The organism is Thermoanaerobacterium sp. RBIITD (assembly GCF_900205865.1).
Classification (GTDB): domain Bacteria; phylum Bacillota; class Thermoanaerobacteria; order Thermoanaerobacterales; family Thermoanaerobacteraceae; genus Thermoanaerobacterium.
Genome location: NZ_LT906662.1, coordinates 1,212,571 through 1,232,848, shown reverse-complemented (window position 1 = coordinate 1,232,848; position 20,278 = coordinate 1,212,571). Strand labels below are relative to the sequence as shown.

10 protein-coding genes and 1 riboswitch are annotated in these 20,278 nt (G+C 33.1%); of the genes, 7 read left to right on the top strand and 3 right to left on the bottom strand.

Features of this window, described 5'->3' with window-relative positions; genetic code table 11:
• Positions 1–371 precede the first annotated feature (371 nt).
• The 4 genes from CPG45_RS05590 to CPG45_RS05575 all read left to right on the top strand — a co-directional run bounded on the left by CPG45_RS05590 (position 372) and on the right by CPG45_RS05575 (position 11,286).
• Entirely contained in the window at positions 372–5,120 is a 4,749-nt protein-coding gene (locus CPG45_RS05590) for a S8 family serine peptidase (protein ID WP_096231012.1), read from the top strand.
• A gap of 320 nt (positions 5,121–5,440) precedes the next feature.
• Positions 5,441–6,532, top strand: a complete 1,092-nt coding sequence (locus CPG45_RS05585) for a pyridoxal-phosphate-dependent aminotransferase family protein (protein ID WP_096231011.1) — start codon at positions 5,441–5,443, stop codon at positions 6,530–6,532.
• A 44-nt stretch (positions 6,533–6,576) separates the two neighbouring features.
• Complete coding sequence (serA, locus tag CPG45_RS05580; protein WP_096231010.1) at positions 6,577–8,178, top strand: phosphoglycerate dehydrogenase; 1,602 nt, start codon at positions 6,577–6,579, stop codon at positions 8,176–8,178.
• Between the two features lie 181 nt (positions 8,179–8,359).
• A riboswitch (cyclic di-GMP riboswitch) is annotated at positions 8,360–8,442 on the top strand.
• 246 nt (positions 8,443–8,688) lie between these two features.
• On the top strand, positions 8,689–11,286 hold the full coding sequence (locus CPG45_RS05575) for an S-layer homology domain-containing protein (protein WP_096231009.1): 2,598 nt from the start codon (positions 8,689–8,691) through the stop codon (positions 11,284–11,286).
• A gap of 52 nt (positions 11,287–11,338) precedes the next feature.
• Here CPG45_RS05575 and CPG45_RS05570 read toward each other — a convergent pair whose 3' ends face one another.
• Complete coding sequence (locus CPG45_RS05570) at positions 11,339–12,157, bottom strand: histidinol-phosphatase (RefSeq protein ID WP_096231008.1); 819 nt, start codon at positions 12,155–12,157, stop codon at positions 11,339–11,341.
• Between the two features lie 389 nt (positions 12,158–12,546).
• Between CPG45_RS05570 and pyrG the strand changes: the two genes are divergently transcribed.
• Entirely contained in the window at positions 12,547–14,142 is a 1,596-nt protein-coding gene (gene pyrG, locus CPG45_RS05565) for a CTP synthase (RefSeq protein WP_096231007.1), read from the top strand.
• A gap of 150 nt (positions 14,143–14,292) precedes the next feature.
• Positions 14,293–15,333 carry an acyltransferase gene (locus CPG45_RS05560; RefSeq protein ID WP_096231006.1) on the top strand — a complete coding sequence of 347 codons (1,041 nt, stop codon included), beginning with the start codon at positions 14,293–14,295 and terminating at the stop codon, positions 15,331–15,333.
• Positions 15,334–15,370: 37 nt separating this feature from the next.
• Here CPG45_RS05560 and wsfD read toward each other — a convergent pair whose 3' ends face one another.
• Positions 15,371–17,599 (bottom strand): glycan biosynthesis hexose transferase WsfD, encoded by a 2,229-nt coding sequence (gene wsfD, locus CPG45_RS05555; RefSeq protein ID WP_096231005.1) that lies wholly within the window; start codon positions 17,597–17,599, stop codon positions 15,371–15,373.
• Between the two features lie 57 nt (positions 17,600–17,656).
• The gene (locus CPG45_RS05550; RefSeq protein ID WP_096231004.1) at positions 17,657–18,520 is read right to left on the bottom strand and encodes a polysaccharide deacetylase family protein; all 864 of its coding nucleotides are present in this window, start codon (positions 18,518–18,520) and stop codon (positions 17,657–17,659) included.
• A gap of 114 nt (positions 18,521–18,634) precedes the next feature.
• On the opposite strand from CPG45_RS05550, the gene CPG45_RS05545 reads away from it, so the two are divergent.
• On the top strand, positions 18,635–20,173 hold the full coding sequence (locus CPG45_RS05545) for a DUF4127 family protein (RefSeq protein WP_096231003.1): 1,539 nt from the start codon (positions 18,635–18,637) through the stop codon (positions 20,171–20,173).
• The last annotated feature ends 105 nt before the right edge of the window (positions 20,174–20,278 follow it).

Genomic DNA, 20,278 nt, shown 5'->3' with positions numbered 1-20,278 from the left:
CCGTCCCTTTTTAATAAAGAATTAGGGGCGGCTTGTTTTTTATTGAATATCTTAATAAAACATGTATTTATAAAAAAGTTGTAATAATAAAAATATATTATAGTTAAAATTATTATGCAAATAATAGAAAAATCGAAAAAATAAAATTTTAATAATACCTATTGCATAATATTTGTTTATGTTATAGAATATAAATCATAAATAGGAAACAAATGGTTAATAAATATTAATATATTTAAATAAAACACTTCGAATATCAGCTTAAAAATCAAGTATAATTATACAGCTATCATGGCATATGCCTTGATATAGATTTTATTAGGAGGGAGGATAGTTTTTACAAATAATAAATATAAAAGGGGGTTAAGGTAATGAGAAAAAAACTTTTAGTGTTAATCCTAACATTTCTTATGGTATTTGGGACAATTGGCTCATATGCCAATGCCGAGATATTTAATACAAATCAAAATGCAATAAAATTTTTCTCAAATGATAAACAAGAGGTAACTAATTTTATCAATTCTCTAAATGGAATTAGGTTACCACAAAATGCAAAACAAAATGGTCCATTGACGAATGGCCTATTAACTACTTCACATTCATATAACTTAGTTATTCTATCCGATGGAACAGATTTGACAAGCCAATTAAATAAAATTGGTACATCCAAAAAGGTAGGCGACAATATATTCACATTGGATATTAATGAGAATAACCTATCAAAGTTATTGAATGTGACAGGCATCAAAGGCATATCGCTTGATAATATCTATAATGTTGATCCAAAAGAAAGAAATCCAATAAATTATGTAAATAAACTTCCGTTTAAACCAGATGTTGAATCAACAGAGGATGATACAAATGCGGATAAATTCTACCAAATGGGATATGACGGGAAAGGTGTAACAATTGCCATAATAGATACTGGCGTAGATCCTATCCATGAGATGCTTCAAAATGCAGATGGAGATATAAAGGTGATCGATTGGCAGGACTTCACTGGAGAGGGAGATGTTTCATTAAATATCGAGACAACAGTTCAATCAGTATATAGTGATGTCTATGGTAGCCCAGCAATTACAATAAAGCCAAATGTAGAAAATAAGGCATACAATGATATTTTAAATGCTTTAAAACTAACTACTATTAATACTGTTAATCAATCTGTATATGGTGAAGTATACAATGAAGTCTACAAAGAAGTATACATCCCAGATACAGGTACATATATTAAGATGCCTGACGTCATTCCTGACGGAGCAAAGGTTTATGTAGGAGAGCTCCATGAAAATATATTTCCTAATGAAATATATTTTGGATATAGACCTGGAGCTAATACAGGTTTTGATTTCAACCGAGATGGTGATAAGACTGACAATTATTATGTCTTAGGTATCGACATCGATGGAAATGGTTCACCCGATATAGTAGCTGTTGACACAAATCAAAACAACAACATTGCTGATGATACACCTCTTATACCATATAAAGATGGAATAGAAAAGCTTAATACACCCTTTGTAGCTTCATTTCCTAATGATCCAAATGTACCAGAAGGTGCGCCACCAGCAAAGATGAATTTTGTCTTAACAGGCATATTCAAAGGAGACAATGGTGTATACATTGCAAATTTAGGTTTTCCAGGTGGCTCACATGGTACACATGTTGCAGGCATATCTACCGGGAGTGGAAGCTTAAGAGGATTAGCTCCAGGTGCGAAGGTGATGGCATTAAAAGCACTTGGCACGAATGTCGGTGGTGCAACATCAGGCATTATGGCTGCTATGGAGTATGCAGCTAAGAATGGCGCAGACATAGTGAATATGAGCCTTGGCTCATCGCCAGATATAAATGATGGAACATCACCAGAATCACAGCTTGCAAATGAACTTTCAAAAAAATATCATATAATATTTTCTATATCAGCAGGTAATGAAGGACCTGGCATAAATTCAATTGGTGCACCTGGCGACAGCACAGAAGCAATTACCTCTGGCGCATATATTTCACACGATACATGGCTCGAATATGGATATAATGTTCCAGGTGATGGACTTTGGTATTTCTCATCTGTTGGTCCAAGAGAAGATGGTGGATTAAAGCCTACTATCATAACACCTGGTTCTGCTATATCAAGTGTACCGGAATGGGATGTGTGGGCAGGAGGCCAATACAGAGGACCATATGATCTATATCAGGGAACAAGTATGGCAGCACCACAGACATCTGGTTTATCAGCACTTCTATTATCAGCAGCCAGAAAAGATAAACTAATTGGACCTAATGACAGGTTAGATCCAGAACTTGTAAGTGAAGCCTTGATCAAGACGGCTAGACATATCGGCGATTATGCACCTGTCGAAGAAGGTGGCGGACTTCCCGATGTTGTTGCCGCATATGATTATATTAAGAATAAACTTGGTGCTACTAAGGACGACATAGAAGTTGCTACAGATTACAAGGAAAAAATCACAAACACAACAGGTGTATACGTAAGAAACGGCAATATACCTGATACTGTTAATGCATATATCAAAAACGATGGAAGCACTGATATTACCCTTAACATTTCAAATAGTATAGGGTATATATCATTAGATAAATCTACATTAAATATACCAGCGGGTCAGATTGGTAATGTAGTTTTATCAATAGATAAATCAAAATTACAGCCTGGATTAAATAGTGGTGTAATTACACTTGATGATCCAGCTACAAAGTTGATAGATGGTTCGATACCCGTTACAATTGTTGTTCCAACTAACCTTGATAAAGATTCATTGTATTTAAGCGATACAAAAGGAGAAGTACCTGTATCACATTATACAAGGCATTTCTATAGAGTACCTGACGGTGTAAAGAGTTTTAAGATCGATTTGACATCACTTGAAACAGAAAAAGGTGTTGGAAGGATCAGAGCAACACTATTTGATCCAAATGGCATAGAATATAATCCTAACGAAATATTATATACAACACCTGATACGCCAACTGTTACAAGATCGGTATATAATCCACTTCCAGGTGTTTGGGAAGTAAATGTATATGAAAGTTTTGCATCATCAGTCCCAGTTGCACAGTATGATTTGAAATTCATGCTGACAGGACTTGTTCCAAAACCTGATACTTGGAGTGAATCAGGTGAAGTAGGTACAAATCTTGAAAAGCAGTTTAGTCTTACAAATTTAACTGATGCAGATCAAGACGTGAAATATGTAGGAACAGGTCTGGTTGATTTAAATACACCGCCTAAAGTTACACATCCTGTGATAGATGTTAATAGTGATAGTGACACAGATCTTTTTGGACATGGATATATTGAGTTTTTTAAAGTAACAAAAGATAATCCTAATTTTGTCTATGAAGTATCTATTAGCGATGACAATCCTGCTGATGACCTTGACTTGTATCTATTTAAGTTAAATGACGATGATAAGTCGCTATCACAATATGCAATGGACGCAGATGGGGATTCTAATGAAAGTATAAAGCTTAAAGCCTTGCCAGCAGGAACATATATACTTGATGTAAATGCATTTGCAGTGCCATCTGGTAAAGCGACTGTAAATCTTTCAAAGAAAGCACTGTTTGCAAGTGATGCTGTTAAAGGGTCAGATATGACTGTAACTGGCAGCGAGACAATAAAGCAAAATGAAACAGGCAGTATGAATGCGAAGATGACAATACCTGAAACACCGTCAAATTATGCAGGATTAATTGTGGTAAACGACAAAGATGGTAATATGTTAACGAGGATAAACGTCAGTGTAAATGCATTACCAAAGAGTGTGACACTGAAGAATATAGTTTCAGATCATGAAAAAGTAGAATTAAATAAAGGTGATACAGTTCAGCTAAAAATTACTGCAAATTATTCTAATGGAACAACGACAGATATTACAAATGATGCGACATACGTTGTAAAAGATTCAAGTATTGCCTCTGTTGATAAAGGCCTAGTAAAAGGCTTAAGCAAAGGTGAAACAGTCCTTGACATAACATATGGCAGTGTTTCAACAACTGTCAATATAAAGGTAAATGAAGTATCACAACCAGGTGGAGGAGGCGGCGGTTCGACACTACCTTCAAGCGGCGGAAGTACAAACCCACCATCAAGTGGCACAGGGGAAATACCAACAACAGGTGATAATACCTCAACAGAAAGCAAAACCGTAAAAGTTCCTATTGACGGTGCTTCCGTTGAAACAGCTGCAAAAGATTTATCAATGACTTTTGCTGACGGCACATTCAATGGTGAAGTGACATTAAAAATAACACCATTAAAAGTAGAAGATATAAATAAGACCTCAAATATTAAATTAATAGGAAGTGCCTATGAAATAGATACAAATGGTGTACAACCAAGCAAGCCTGTAAAAGCAGTATTTAAGTATGATGACAAAAACTTAAATGGCATAGATGAGAGATTGATATCTGTATTTACTTATAAAGATGGAAGATGGGAATCTGTAGGTGGTACAGTTGATACTACAAATAATACAGTGACTGTAAATCTTACACATTTCTCAGAATACGCTTTGATGGCAAAAGATATTAATTTCTCTGATACTGCATCAAATTGGGCAAAGGATGATATTAAAGTACTTGCATCCCGTGACATAATATCAGGATATGAAGATAATACATTTAAGCCAGATAAAGCTGTTACAAGAGCAGAATTCATATCAATGCTTACTAGAGCTCTTGCCATAGATGGAAATAATGCAAATATACCATCTTTTAAAGATGTAAAATCCAGTGACTGGTATTATGGTGCAGTTGAAGCTGCAAAACAAGTCGGATTAACATCAGGTTATGAAGATGGGACATTTAGGCCAAATGCAGAAATATCAAGACAGGAAATGACCGCTATGATAGTTAATGCATTAAGAGCCAATAAAGTAGCTCAGTTCTTACCAACAGGAAATGCGGCAGAACTTAACAAGTTTAGAGACAATGGGAAAGTACAGGATTGGGCGAAGGACTCAATGGCAATAGGTGTTATAAATGGCCTTATCCAAGGTACTGATTCTGAAACATTGTCGCCTGATGGTACATCAACAAGGGCAATGGCGGCAGCAATGATTTTAAGGATGCTAAAACAGCTCGGAAGAATATAAATCATACTGATGGCATGGCCTTTGGGCCACAAATATCTGTAAAAGCGTAAGATGCGAAACATATTGCACTTTCAAGCTAAGCCTTATGTAATTCAAATTCATTACATAAGGCTTTTTTATCTATCTTTTTAATTTTTAGAAGCTCAATTTATTGAACCTGTTGAAAAAAAGAATTATACAAGGTAATATTTTTTGATATATAAGAAAATGATTATATTAATCATATTGTCTACTAATAGTAGACAAATGTATTTTCCTATTGCATTTTTCCCTTTAATAGTTTATCATATTAAATAAATATTTATGTAGGGTGTGAGAAAATGAATGGAAAAATTCTTATGACGCCAGGGCCAACGATGGTACCCAGCGATGTTTTAGATGTATGTCATCTTCAACCATTACACCATAGGACACCAGAGTTCTATGAACTTTTTTCATGTCTTAATTCAAATCTTAAAAAGATATTTAAAACAAATATGGAAGTCATGACGCTTACATCATCAGGTACAGGCGGCATGGAAGCAGTTATAGCAAATCTTTTTAAAAGAGGCGACAGAGTTCTAATTGCCAGTATAGGGCATTTTGGTGAGAGATTTTATGAAATAACAAAGACTTACGGACTCAATTCAGAAATCATTGATTTTGGATGGGGCAATGCAGTTGACCTAGAAAGATTAGAAGATACTCTTAAAAAAACAAGTTATAAGGCATTGCTCGTAACACAGAATGAGACATCAACAGGTGTTACAAACGATATTAAATCAATTTCAGAAGTCGCGAAAAAATATAATATACCAATTGTAGTAGATGCTGTAAGTTCGCTTGGGGGTATACCTCTCGAGATGGATGCATGGGGATTAGATGCTGTTGTGACATGTTCACAGAAATGCCTCATGTCACCGCCGGGATTAAGTTTTGTATCTTTAAGTGAAAGAGCATGGAAAATGGCAGAAGAATCAGATTTACCTAAGTTTTATTTTGACCTTAAAAAGGCGAGAAAAGGTGTTTTAAAGGATAAGCCTGATACGCCATATACACCAGCAGTTTCAACTATTATGGCTACTAAAAAAGCTACAGATCTATTGCTTAATATTGGCATGGAAGCTGTATACAAAAAACAAGCCTCAATCGGTCAAAGAGTGAGAAACTTTGTAAAAGAATTAAGTCTCGAACTTTTTCCTGATGAATCAATATCATCAGACCTTATAACAGCAATTAAGGTACCAGAAGAGTATGAAGCGGGCAAAATAATAAAATATATGTCAGATAATTATGGCATCCTTATAACTGGTGGACAGGCACATCTTAAAGGAAAAATAATTCGCATTGGACATATGGGATACGTAACGGAAGAAATGATTGATAAAACATTCGCAGCACTAAAGGATGCATTATCATCTTTTCAGATCTAAAAAGGTTCATATAATAATGAAATAAATCCAAAGGGGGATATATTGTGAAAGTAATAGTAACAGAAAGGATAGCGGATAGCGGCCTAGAATATCTAAAAGAGTATGTCGACGTCGACTTTAGATTAGACATACCGCGGGAAGAACTCCTTGATATTATAAAAGATTATGATGCTATTATTGTAAGAAGTGTTACAAAAGTCGATAAAGAGTTGATCACAAGAGGAAAAAACTTAAAAGTTATAGGAAGAGCTGGAAATGGTGTCGATAATATCGACCTCGATGTAGCAACAGAAAGAGGCATAATAGTAGTAAATACACCAGAAGGCAATATAATATCAGCGGCTGAGCATACAATAGGCCTTATGCTTTCAATTGCGAGAAATATACCGCAGGCATATAATGGAACAATAAATGGTGATTTTCGAAGAAATAAATTTAAAGGTGTCGAGCTTAGTGGAAAGACTGTTGGCATAATTGGCCTTGGAAGGATTGGCTCACTTGTCGCGACGAGGCTTGCAGCTTTTAACATGAAAGTTATCGCATATGACCCATATATTAGAGACAGCCGCTTTGAAAAATATGGTGCAACAAAGGTAACCTTTGATGAATTATTAAAGGAATCCGACTTTATTACGATCCATACACCAAAGACAGAAGAGACCATAGATATAATTGATGAAGAAGAATTTAAAAAGGTAAAAAGAGGCGTCAGGATAGTCAACTGTGCAAGAGGAGGCCTTATAAACGAAGATGCACTATATAATGCGCTAAAAGAAGGGATTGTCGCGGCAGCAGCACTAGACGTATTTAAAGTTGAACCATCATATGATAGGGAAAAGCAAGACTTTAATAATAAACTTTTAGAGCTTCCAAATGTAGTTGTAACGCCGCATCTTGGCGCATCCACAGTAGAGGCTCAAAATAATGTAGGTATTTCAGTTGCAAAAGAAGTAGTAACAGCATTAAACGGCAAACTTTACGGAAACATAGTGAATTTGCCTGATATAAAAGCAGATGAATTTGGTGAGTTAAAACCCTATATGAAACTATGTGAAGCAATGGGTGCACTGTATTATCAGATAAATGATATACCGATATCATCTGTAGAAATAATTTATAGAGGACATATATCGCAGCATAATACAGATGTTGTTACACTCCATGCATTAAAAGGCCTTTTAAAACCTGCCTTAAAGGAAGGCGTGAGCGTTGTAAATGCACGACTTAGAGCAAAGGAGATGGGTGTAGAAGTAATCGAAGGCAAGATAGACGAGATAAACCATTATTCAAGCCTTGTAATATTAAAAATTACCGATACAAAAGGTGGAATATCACAGTTTGCCGGCACAACATATGGTGATGAAATAAGGATAGTAGAATATTTAGGGCATAAAGTAAATTTCGAACCTACAGAATACATGCTTTTTGTGAGAAATAAAGATATTCCAGGTGTTATCGGACATATAGGAAATGTCCTTGGAGACTTTGGCATAAATATTTCTTCAATGCATGTAAGCCCGAATAAAAGCGATGGAACAGCATTAATGATTGTAAATACTGATAGAGAAATACCACACGAAGCAGTAGAATCCTTAAATAATCTAAATAGTATCTTAAGAGCAAAGGCTGTAAAAGGATTGATATAAAAAATTATATTGTCATTCTAAGTTAAAGCGAAGAATCTCTGACTATTAAGGAATACCACAATAAATATTTTATTTTCTATTAATGTTTTGTACTGTGAAATATTTTGTAAAATTTTATTAAAATCTTGCAGGAAAATTAAATTTAACGTCGAATATAGAAATATATAGAAAAATAGAAAAATATAGAAGAGGAATCGATGATATTTAACCTGTATCTGGGCACCTGGGTTAAATGAAGATAATGGTGCAACCGGCCGTAGTATATTTGTACTGCGGTTTTTTATATGCCTAAAGCGGGCAAAAGGGGTTTATATAGAGAAAGGGATAAGTTTATAAACTTATCCCTTAAATATTTTTGTAATTAGACTAATTTTTAAAATTTATTTGCCGATTTTAACAATAAAAGGAGGTGGTTGATAGAAATATTAGTTTTTTATGTTTGGAAGGGGGTAATATAAAATATTATATTTTAAAAGCATTAAAACAAAAGCTATAATTGGGGGAATAGATATGAACACTAAAACTCGTTTTTCAAAAATATTAGCATTGATAACTGCAGTATTAATGTTAATACCGAGTATTGCTGTTACTGGATTTGCCGATACAAATTCTACATCCGATGCAAAACAATTTACCGATGTCAAAGGACATTGGGCAGAAAATGATATAAATGATTGGGTAGCAAAGGGATTAGTTAGCGGATATGAAGACAATACATTTAAGCCAGATAATCCAGTCACAAGAGCAGAGTTTGTAACGTTTATAGATAGAAGCTTTAAATTGACACAAACAACCGATATAAGCTTTAAAGATGTAAAATTATCAGATTGGTTCTATGCAGACATACAAAAAGCCAAAGCTTCGAATCTTATAGATGGTTATAATGATAATACCGTAAGACCAAATAATCCCATAACAAGGGAGGAAGCTGCTGCGATAGTTGTAAGATTGCTGAAATTACAACCGTCAAGCCAAGATGTATTAAAAAGTTTTAAAGATTTATCGCAGATTTCCGATTGGAGTAGGAATTCAGTAAATGCAGCAGTAGCAAATGGATTATTAGCAGGTTATGGAGATAATACATTAGGACCAACAAAACAAATAACGAGAGCAGAAACAATAGTATTACTCAATAGGGCATTAATTGAACAATCAAAACAAACCTCGGCAGTATCATATGATAAAGCAGGTACATATGGCCCAGAAACAGGTACTAGTACAATCAATAGTGATGTTTTAATATCTGCACCAGATGTAATATTGCAAAATACAATCATTAATGGTAATTTATTAATTGACAAAGCAGTAGGTAATGGCAATGTTACATTAAAGAACGTCACTATAAACGGTACAGTCACTGTTAATGGCGGTGGAGAACACAGCATAGTATTTGATAATTGTATATTAGCAAAAGTAGTTGTAAGAAAAGAAGATGGAAAGGTAAGAGTTGTTGCACAAGGTTCAACAAAAGCTGATTCAGTAAGTTTACAATCAGGTGCAAAGCTTGAAGAAGATAATACAACTGATAAAGGATTCTCAAATGTAACAATAGAAGGGACATTGCCAGCAGGTACGGAGATAGTACTATCAGGAAACTTTGACAACGTAAAAGTTAATGTGCCAGGTGTATCTGTAAGTGTAGCGAGTGGAATAGTTAATAACATAACAGTAAGTGATACCGCAAAAGATGCAAAAATAGACATAGCAGAAGGTGCAAAAGTATCAATACTTGAGGCAAATGTAGCCGTATCTGTCACAGGGAAAGGTTCTATAGAGATAGCAAATATCAATGCGAATGGTGTAACAATAGAACAAAAACCGGCTAATACTAATATAGCAAGTGGCGTAACAGCAACAATTGGTGGACAAAATGTTACAGTACCAAGTACGGGGAGTACAGGAAGCACTGGCAGTGGTATCAGCGGTGGTAGTAATAATTTATCACAAAATCTTTTAGACTTTTTTGATGAAGGTTCACCGTACATTGGTGTTTTTGGATCAAATTATATAGAATTTTTTATAAATAAGCCTAAATTTAATGGAAGAATATATTCAATTGCAAAATTACCAAATAACACAAAACCTAGTATAGATGAATTAATAAAGCAAAGTTATGGTTATGATGTGATTGTAAAAGATAGAGCATCGGTTATTTCAAAGCGAAATTTAAACGCAAATACAAACTATAAAATATATTATCTTGTAGCAGATACTTATGGTAATCCACTTTCAACTATATTTGAACTTGATGCAAAGACTGCCCCAATAGAGATTAATAGCGATCTAAGCATATCAACAATGGGCTTATATAGTAATTTTAATGTAAATATAAATAATACTAAAAACGGCATAAAATATGATAATGTGAAAATCCAATATGACGTGTGGTCAAATTATAATTTACCAATAAGCACCAATGATATATCACTGCAATATAATGATAATGGTAAATGGTTCGATGTACCTATGTATGAAAGAACAACTTACAATGAGGTATACGGAACATTTGGCCCGACAGAAGGTTTTACAGTGAGTGACAACTACAACGAAACTACAAAATTTAGGGTACGGGTAAATAAAGTAAATCAATATTATGTATATATTGATTTATATGATAGTTCGAATTACAATTCTAAACTTATTGGAAGCTATTTTGGAGAGTTAGATGTACAACCAATGTCATTTAACTGCAACGGCTTTGATGATTTTGTCGCTGGTGAAGAAAATCAATTTAGTATAACAGCAAAAACCAATAATGTAACGGATGATGTTTATGCTTTATATAAAGCAACATTGACTGTTGCAGATACGACATATGGCACTACATATGATGATACGTATGGAGTACCTAATCAAGTTATATATTATAAAGTTGGTGATAGCTGGCAACCATTTACTACTGATTCCGGTGGTGTAGCATATTTTGGCCCAGCAAGTGGTTTTAATATTAACCAGATAGGCCTAAATGATGGAATTACGACAATCTTTAAAGCAACTATCGCTAATCCAGGAAACTACAAACTTCAACTTGAATTAGTGAATGCTGAAACAAAACAAACATTAAGTACACCGACCACAATTATGTTTACAGTAAAAACAAAACAATAATAATAAATGAAAAAAATCCGCTCAACAATTCGGGCGGATTTTTTACATAAATTTATATCTTATACGGTATCCTCTTTCTTTTATCGAAATAATGCAATGTATCAATCCCATAAGATTTTACATATTCATATGCATTGTCAAAGTCACGTGCGACATCCTCTGGTGTATGTGCATCTGAATTAACTACGATAGGAATATCATATTTTTTTATCATCGCCATGATTTCTCTTGACGGATAAATTTCGCCTACTGGCTTTCTCCAACCGGCAGTAGAAACCTCAAGTGCTATACCTGTCTTTGCAATCTCTGCAATATTTTTCTCTATTTTATCAAATACCATTGGTGTTGGCCTGTATCCAAATATCTTAACGAGGTCAATATGGCCGATAAAATCGAAAAGTCCGGTTTGTGCCATCTTTTCTATCATGCTAAAATATTCTAAGTATACAGAGTCCACATCACATGTCTTCCATACATCGAGGCAGTCATCAAGGTCGATGCCCCAGTCGCCAATCCAATGAATAGAACCTATAACATAATCCCAAGGATACGGCTTTAAAAAATCCTCAAGCTCTTTTTCTCTTCCGGGTATATAGTCTGCTTCAATACCAAGTTTGACAGGTAGTCCCATTGACTTCGCTTCACATATCAGTGAGACATATTCATTAATATCTTGCCCGCTGTATTCCTTGACCCATTTCCCTCTAAAACCGTCACTTCCAAATGCATCATATCCTTCATCAAATCTATATCCATGCTCTGAAATGCCTATTTCACTAAGTCCTTTATTTAAAGCATTATCGACAAATTTTTTTAGCCAATCAATTGAGTATGGGCCTCTTTCAATATGCACATGATAATCTGCTGCCATAAACTTTCCCCCTTTACTTTAATAAAATCATTATAATATTAAATACAAAATATTGCAACAAAGCGAACTAATGCATGTATAATAAAATTAAACTCCATGAAAGGAGGTGAGACAATGACCACTGGTTTTAAATTTGTCTATATATTATATCACATTATTTTATATAATCCCCCTTTACATTCTCTTAAAACTTATATATAATAAAAAAGTATTTATATTATTGGGGTGTTTTTAATGCGGCATTATCGAGGAAAATTAAAAAAAACATCAAAAAATTAAAGGGATAGAAGTCTCTATTTTTAAAATAGAGATTTTTTTAATGTTTAAACCCTTTAAAAAATAGTATTTCAAATACCGATATAAGAAAAAATAAAAAATGAGGTGAGATGATGGCAAAGTATATATTTGTAACAGGCGGTGTTGTATCATCACTTGGAAAGGGCATAACAGCAGCATCACTTGGAAGGCTTTTAAAAAGCCGCGGTATAAATGTAGCCGTTCAGAAATGTGACCCATATATAAACATAGATCCAGGTACAATGAGTCCATATCAGCATGGCGAAGTATTTGTAACAGAAGACGGTGCAGAGACAGACTTAGACCTCGGCCATTATGAGCGCTTTATAGACATAAATCTTTCAAAAAGCAGCAATATCACAACAGGTAAAGTATACTGGTCGGTAATATCAAAGGAAAGAAAAGGCGATTATCTTGGCGCGACAGTCCAGGTAATCCCACATATAACGAATGAGATAAAAGATCGTATACGCAGAGTTGGCAAAGAGAAAAATGTCGATGTTGTAATCGTCGAGATTGGCGGTACAGTAGGTGACATAGAAAGCCAGCCTTTCTTAGAAGCAATCAGGCAGATGGGTGTAGAAGAGGGCAGCGACAATGTCATGTTCATACATGTTACATTAGTTCCGCATCTTGGTAAAACTGGTGAACTCAAGACAAAGCCGACACAGCATAGTGTAAAAGAACTGAGGTCAATAGGCATTCAGCCCGACATGATAGTATGCAGGACAGAGCTCCCATTGACACAGGACATAAAAGAGAAGATTGGAATGTTCTGCAATGTAAAGCCAGATGCAGTCATAGAGAACCTCGATGTCGACTCAATATATGAAGTGCCATTAGAGCTTGACAAGCAAAAAGTTGACGAATATGTACTGAGAAGACTTCATCTTCCTATAGGTCAGCCAGATTTAAAGGAATGGAGAGCCTTTGTAGAGAGGGAAAAGCACCTTTCAAAAGAAGTTGAAATTGCCTTAGTTGGCAAATATGTGGAGCTTCATGATGCATATATAAGTGTTGTAGAATCATTAAGGCATGCAGGAATTTACCACGATGCAAATGTTAAGATTAGGTGGGTAAATGCAGAGGATGTAGATGACGACACAGTTGATGAACTGTTAAAAGGTGTAAAAGGTATATTAGTACCGGGTGGTTTCGGTGATAGAGGCGTAGAAGGAAAGATAAGAGCGGCACAATATGCGAGAGAGAACAAGATACCATACCTTGGACTATGCCTTGGTATGCAGTGTGCCGTCATAGAATTTGCGAGAAATGTAGCGGGATTAAAAGGGGCTCATTCGACGGAATTCAATGTTGCAACACCACATCCTGTAATAGATCTAATGCCGGAACAGCGTGAAATTGATGAAAAAGGTGGAACGATGAGGCTCGGTGTATATCCATGCAAGCTAAAAGAAGGCACAAAGGCATATGAAGCATATAATGATGAGCTTGTATATGAGCGCCATAGGCACAGATATGAATTCAACAATGAATATAGAGAGCTGCTTACATCAAAGGGAATGGTATTATCAGGATTATCGCCAGATGACAAATTGGTAGAAATAATAGAGATAAAAGATCATCCATTTTTTGTAGCTTCACAGTTTCATCCAGAATTCAAATCAAGGCCATTAAGGCCCCATCCGCTATTCCGCGATTTCATCGGTGCATCTTTATCTTTATAACAGTGCCATGTTACCATAGGGGTTCGATTTGTTAACCCCTTATGGCCTTAAATGTGGAGATACACTCCATATCACAGCAAATTATTGGCATTTTTATCTAAAAAGAACATTATAAAAAAATTCCTAAAATATAACGAAGAAGGTGACATAATGACAAAATCACGAATAAATGAGATAGATATACTAAAAGGAATTGCGATTATCTCGGTACTAATGATACACACAACAAGCAATGCAGTTGTAGTATTAAATAAAACATCTATATCGTATTTCATATTAGCGTCGATAAATAGATTGACACAGTTTGCCGTACCTGCATTCATATTCGCATCTGCCATGCTCCTCATGTACAATTATGGTGATAAACATGATTGGGGAGTATTTTATAAAAGGCGCTTTAAAAATGTCCTATTTCCATACATATCGTGGACTATAATATATGGTGCATACTTAATTGTACGCTATCATATGCCGCTTAAATCAATATTAACTGTAAAAAACCTATTACTTGGTGGTATGTTTTACCATATGTATTTTATAGTTATAATAGTCCAGCTGTATCTTTTATTTCCGATAATACTTTACATCTATAAATTTATAAATAAGAATTTTTATACAGTAGCTTCAGCTATAATACTATTCCAGATAGCAGACATATTGATTTTTAAATACCTCATATATAAGTATTTCCAAAATTCATCAGTGCTTTTTATAACATATATATCATACATAATAGCTGGTATGTATATCGGCGAAAATATTCCAAAGTGGAAAAAATATTACACTAAAGAAGGACTTATTACTTTATTCATTGCACTTATAACAGGTTATCTTTTCGTAGATATATCATTAAAAATATTTATTAATAAACCGGTAAATCTTAATCTATACAATATTTATTGGTATACATTTACTCTAACAGCATCATTATTCTTTATGGCATTATCAACGCAAATATCCAGATATCATAGACTAAGCAGCTTCTTAATAAATACAGGGAAGCTCTCATTCGGCATATACTTAATACATCCATTGATACTTGACATCCTCATGCACTTTTTAAAGACAGGAAAGCCATTGCTGTTTGACATTTATACAGGCGTAGCCTTTGTAATAATATTTATTGTGTCGTACTTTATAACAAAGATTTTAAAAAAGATACCATGGGGTGCAATTATTGTTGGTAAATAATATGACAATAAGTATGAGAAAAAAAGCCCGTAATATTCTATTTTACTATGAATGGATGGTTATAAGTACCATTCCCACTTATTATTTTGATGTCAGACGGTAAATAAATACAAGGCACAATACCTAAATTTTTATTAATTGCATCCTTATGGTACACGAATCCATCAGTATCAATAAATCTAACCATACTCGGTGATGTAGCGTATGGCATACTTAGCCAGTATCCTGTATATACATTATATATATCTTTTTTTCTTAAAGAAATATGGGACTTTATGATTTGTTCAATATCAACTGCATCTGGGAGCCATACTCTATCAGAAACAATTTGATAATATGCATTTTGATAATTTTGGATTAAATCTTCCGGTATATCACTCCAAAGATGAGGCCTAATACCTCCATCAGATTTATTTATGTCAACAGTAGAAACCAAAGATTTGTGAGTATAATTGACTAACAGCATTCTCTCACTTACCGAAAAAGATGATAAAAATCCATTGCTATTATTAAGCCAATCGCGCAAAATTGAAGTTTTCCAGTTATTAGAACCGAAAATTGCTCTTTCTGGATTTTGATTATTAGGATCAGCTATACTAAATTGCTTTTTAATTAATACATTATAAGAAATTAATTTTATATGATTTTTATCATTATAATATACTTGCCACAATATAGGAGAGTTATTATATTTCCCAAATTTTATAAAAGAATTAATTTTTATTGTATGTGAAGGTTTATTGTCGTTTATGTACCTTATACTTAATGGTACAAAAACTAAACACAATAATAAAACAATAGAAACTGATTTTATAATCATATTTCGAAATAATGAACGGCTCTTAATATATTTAATAAGTTTAGCTGCATTGTAAATTATGTAAGTTATTGAAATTGCAAAAATTATATCACTGTTAACATTATAATAAAATAAGTGCTTGTCAAGATCAGCTTCGCCGTCGCCTATTAATGGAACTACAAACTGCACGGCTGCTGTAATAGCATTAAATGCAACAAGACATGCTAATATAAAATACCTTTTATCGTGTAATTTATAAGTTCTTATGAGTTCATATATATTAAAAATTGAGAATAATATAAAATATATAAAAATAAAAATTAAATTACGCGGTGCATATTCTCTTTTTAGTGTACTCCATAAAGAATATCTTTTCTCAAATGTAAATCTCTCCTTAGTATCGCTAAATTGATAATTACCTAAATATGTAGGCCTAATAAAATAACTATTATTTGCAGTTATCTGCAATTTTTCATAAAATCTTTTTGGGTGTGTTAAATAATATTTTAATACATTAAAATAAGAAAATTTCTTATAAAATCCATTTATTAACTCATAGCTATCTTGTTTATATGGTAAATTTGCTTCATAATAAGTAGTATTTGCAATAACAGAAAACTTTGGATCAATTCCAATATCAATTAAGTCCTTTTTTGGATTATTAGAATTCTTTAAAATACCTTGTGTTATGGTCTGATATTGATTAATCATTCTTATTTCTTTCGGAATAGATTTATAACAATAAAAAGAAAAACCTAAAACAATTAAAAATGATGCTAAAATAAGTACTTTTTTTGACTTTTGTTTCGTAAAAAATAACATTGTAAGGATAAATAGAGACAAAAAGACACCTGAGGGAGCATTTGCTTCCTTCGACCCTATGAAAAACAAAGCTAATATAGTGATAGCTGATAAAGTAAAAATATTTATTTTATTTAAAGAGATTATAAAGATGGTTCCACCAAAAAATAAAAGAAGAAAAGACAATAGCGAAGCTTCACCAAAAAACGAATTATAATAAGAAATATATCCTACATCAGAAAAGATAAAGACAATTATCGCTGATAAAATAAAGAAATATTGTGGCAAAAGTCGCCGTAATCCATCAAATAATAGAAAAAGACCTGCAGAAGAAATCAATAGATATAATAATCCTAAAAAATGAATATCATATTTTTTTGTTCCTTCAAAATGGATTGATAGAACTTTTGATAATTTAACAACTGGTATTTGCGTTGAAAAATACTCAGGCTTTACAATCTTTTTAGTTTCATATTCAAAATACCTTTGAGAATTATAAAAATATGAGGAAGAATCTTTTATACCAACTATTCTATTTACACGCCAGAAATCACCATTATCTGCAAGACCGACATGTGGATTCCCAAAAAGAATATTAGAACAGATTAAAATGTAAATAATAATTAAAATGAATTCTGCTAAAATTAACCTTTTAGGATGTGACATTAGAAGTTGACCTCCCTTTAACTTTAAATTAACAATTAAATATATTTGAGATAAGCTTTAATGCATTCTTTTGTACTTCTCTATCTTCTTTACAATATCTTCACCGCTATCAGAATTACGTACTGTTATTCTTTTAACAGCATATGGATCATCCTTGTATCTATTGACACCTTCAATCATAGTAAATATAACCTTGTATCCTAAAGAAGCAGCAACATCTTTGCTTGTTTCGCTGCCAATACCATAAGGATATGCCAAAGCAGTGACATTCTTTCCGGTATTATCCTCTATGTCTTTTTTTGCCTTATATAAATCTTCTTTGATTCTATTTTTATACTCATTCATCGTTTCAAGCCTTCCATTTATATTGATTGGTCCTGACAGCATTGGGATATCTGCATTTTTGCTTTTTTTATACATATGTGAATTATACGTATGGCTTTCTATCTCAATAACACCGCTCGATGCCATTTCTTTTGCTTTTGCCCAATCAAAATGAAGATATGGTGTAACAACCTTATTTGTTTGTGAAGGGACATTTTTGACAATGACATTTATAATCCCCTTATATCCAATCTTTTTAAACAAAGGATAAGCGTATTCATAATTTCCAAGGTACCCATCATCAAATGTTATCATTATAGGTTTTTTTGGAAGCATTTTACCATATTTCATAAAATCATACAACTGCTCAACAGTTATAGTTTCATAACCGTGATTTTTAAGATACATCATCTGTCTTTCAAAGTTTTGTGGCGTTATAAGGACACCACTCTTCGAAGATGAAATATCACCATTAAATATATTGTGGTACATAAGGACAGGAACACCTTTCTTGAGGTTTTCTGCTCTTTCATATTTATAATAACCGAAAGTGGCAATAACCGCAATAATAAAGACTGCAATAAGAAATTTTTTCATCAATGTCACCTCGCAATAGCATTATATCATAACTTGTTGTAAAATAATATCATGGATATATATTAGAAAAAATATAGCAAAACAATATTTGCTTGAAGTAATAGGAGAACTAAAATGAAGAAAATTATTACATTCATCATAATATTTATCATAACCATCAATGTATATTGTAATAAAGTTTCATATAAGGACAATTTAAAATACGCATATAAAGAAAAAATTGTCTTTGTTCCCCTCGATACAAGACCAGTATCACTTCAAAATGTAGAAATACTCTCGAATGCAGGTGGGAAGGAGCTCTTGGTACCGCCGATGGATACACTTGATTACTATATGAAGAAGGGCAATCAAAATATGCTTTATGAATGGCTAAAAGTTATGGTAAAAAGACCTGATGTCTCTGCAGTCGTGATATCCACAAATCAGTTTTTATCTGGCGGGCTTATTGCTTCTCGGAATTATTTAAATAATATAAAATATAAAGAAGGAGTAGCAAGGTTAAAAAATATTATAGAAATGTCAGGCAACAAAAGAATTATTCTTATATCAATAATGCCACAGGCAGCACCTACACTGTATGAGCAGGACACAAAATACGTTCAAAATCAGACTAATATAGAATATTATAAAATGATGAAAAATGCCATATCAAATAGTGATGAAATTGAATTAAACAAATTAAAATCACGTATGCCATCAAACCTATTTAATTATATGTATGTCATTGCATCAGAAGGGCTTATAAATAATGAAATAGCATCAAGCTTAAAATCGAATGTAATCCTGACAATCGGCCTTGATGATACAACAATGAAAAGCATGCTTAATTATGCATACAATGACCTTAAAAATGGCATAAAGAAATATAAAAATATCTATATGCTTCATGGCGCAGATGAGATCAGCATGTTGGCAATAGCTAGGCTTATAAATGAAGAAAATAATTTTTCACCAGCATATAAAATAGCATTTGAGAAAAAAGAAGATGAAAACATGTATTTGCCTTACGAAGGCGGCACAATAAAAGAAATAACTGTGGAGAAGATAGACTACATTGGCGGAAAAGCATCTGATGATGCAAAAAATATTGTATATATACATTCACATATAGATAATAAAATAGGAATAAAAAGTGCTATAGATAAATATAAAAATAATGGACAAAATTTTGGGATAGCAGATGTAGCATATACAAATGGAGGTGATCAGAATCTCGTTCAAGATATCATAAGGAATAATCTCCTCAAAAATATTGATGCGTATTCCGGTTGGAATACTCCAAGCAATTCAATAGGTACCGTTATAGCTGAGCTTAGCATTAAGTCAAATATTGATAGAATAAAAGATAAAAAGATATCTATCGAGAGATATAAAGATTATTATGCATTTACTTTTATAAGATATGCTGATGACTATGTATACCAAAGGATAGTGCGAAATGAGATGCAGAATTGGGCTAAATCAAATGGAGAAAATCCTGATAACCTCAAAAATATAAATGAAGCCGATACAGTATTAAAGGAGAAGATGAGACAGTATCTTGATAAACTGGTAAAGGGATATGATGATAATGATATATTGAAGATAAATAGTATAGAAGTACAATACCCATGGAGAAGGATGTTCGAAGTAGAGGTAGAACCGAAATATTAAATTAAATTTTTAACAAAAAAATGTAATGATTTTATGGTATAATGTAGAAGGATATTTTTCAATTATGTCGTATATATTCATATGATGAGATAGATTAGCTAAAAT

Coding starts and splice junctions, on each gene's coding strand:
- wsfD (WP_096231005.1), bottom strand. CDS start 17,599: ATGTCACATCCTAAAAGGTTAATTTTAGCAGAATTCATTTTAATTATT.
- CPG45_RS05560 (WP_096231006.1), top strand. CDS start 14,293: ATGACAAAATCACGAATAAATGAGATAGATATACTAAAAGGAATTGCG.
- CPG45_RS05585 (WP_096231011.1), top strand. CDS start 5,441: ATGAATGGAAAAATTCTTATGACGCCAGGGCCAACGATGGTACCCAGC.
- CPG45_RS05590 (WP_096231012.1), top strand. CDS start 372: ATGAGAAAAAAACTTTTAGTGTTAATCCTAACATTTCTTATGGTATTT.
- CPG45_RS05545 (WP_096231003.1), top strand. CDS start 18,635: ATGAAGAAAATTATTACATTCATCATAATATTTATCATAACCATCAAT.
- pyrG (WP_096231007.1), top strand. CDS start 12,547: ATGGCAAAGTATATATTTGTAACAGGCGGTGTTGTATCATCACTTGGA.
- CPG45_RS05550 (WP_096231004.1), bottom strand. CDS start 18,520: ATGAAAAAATTTCTTATTGCAGTCTTTATTATTGCGGTTATTGCCACT.
- CPG45_RS05570 (WP_096231008.1), bottom strand. CDS start 12,157: ATGGCAGCAGATTATCATGTGCATATTGAAAGAGGCCCATACTCAATT.
- CPG45_RS05575 (WP_096231009.1), top strand. CDS start 8,689: ATGAACACTAAAACTCGTTTTTCAAAAATATTAGCATTGATAACTGCA.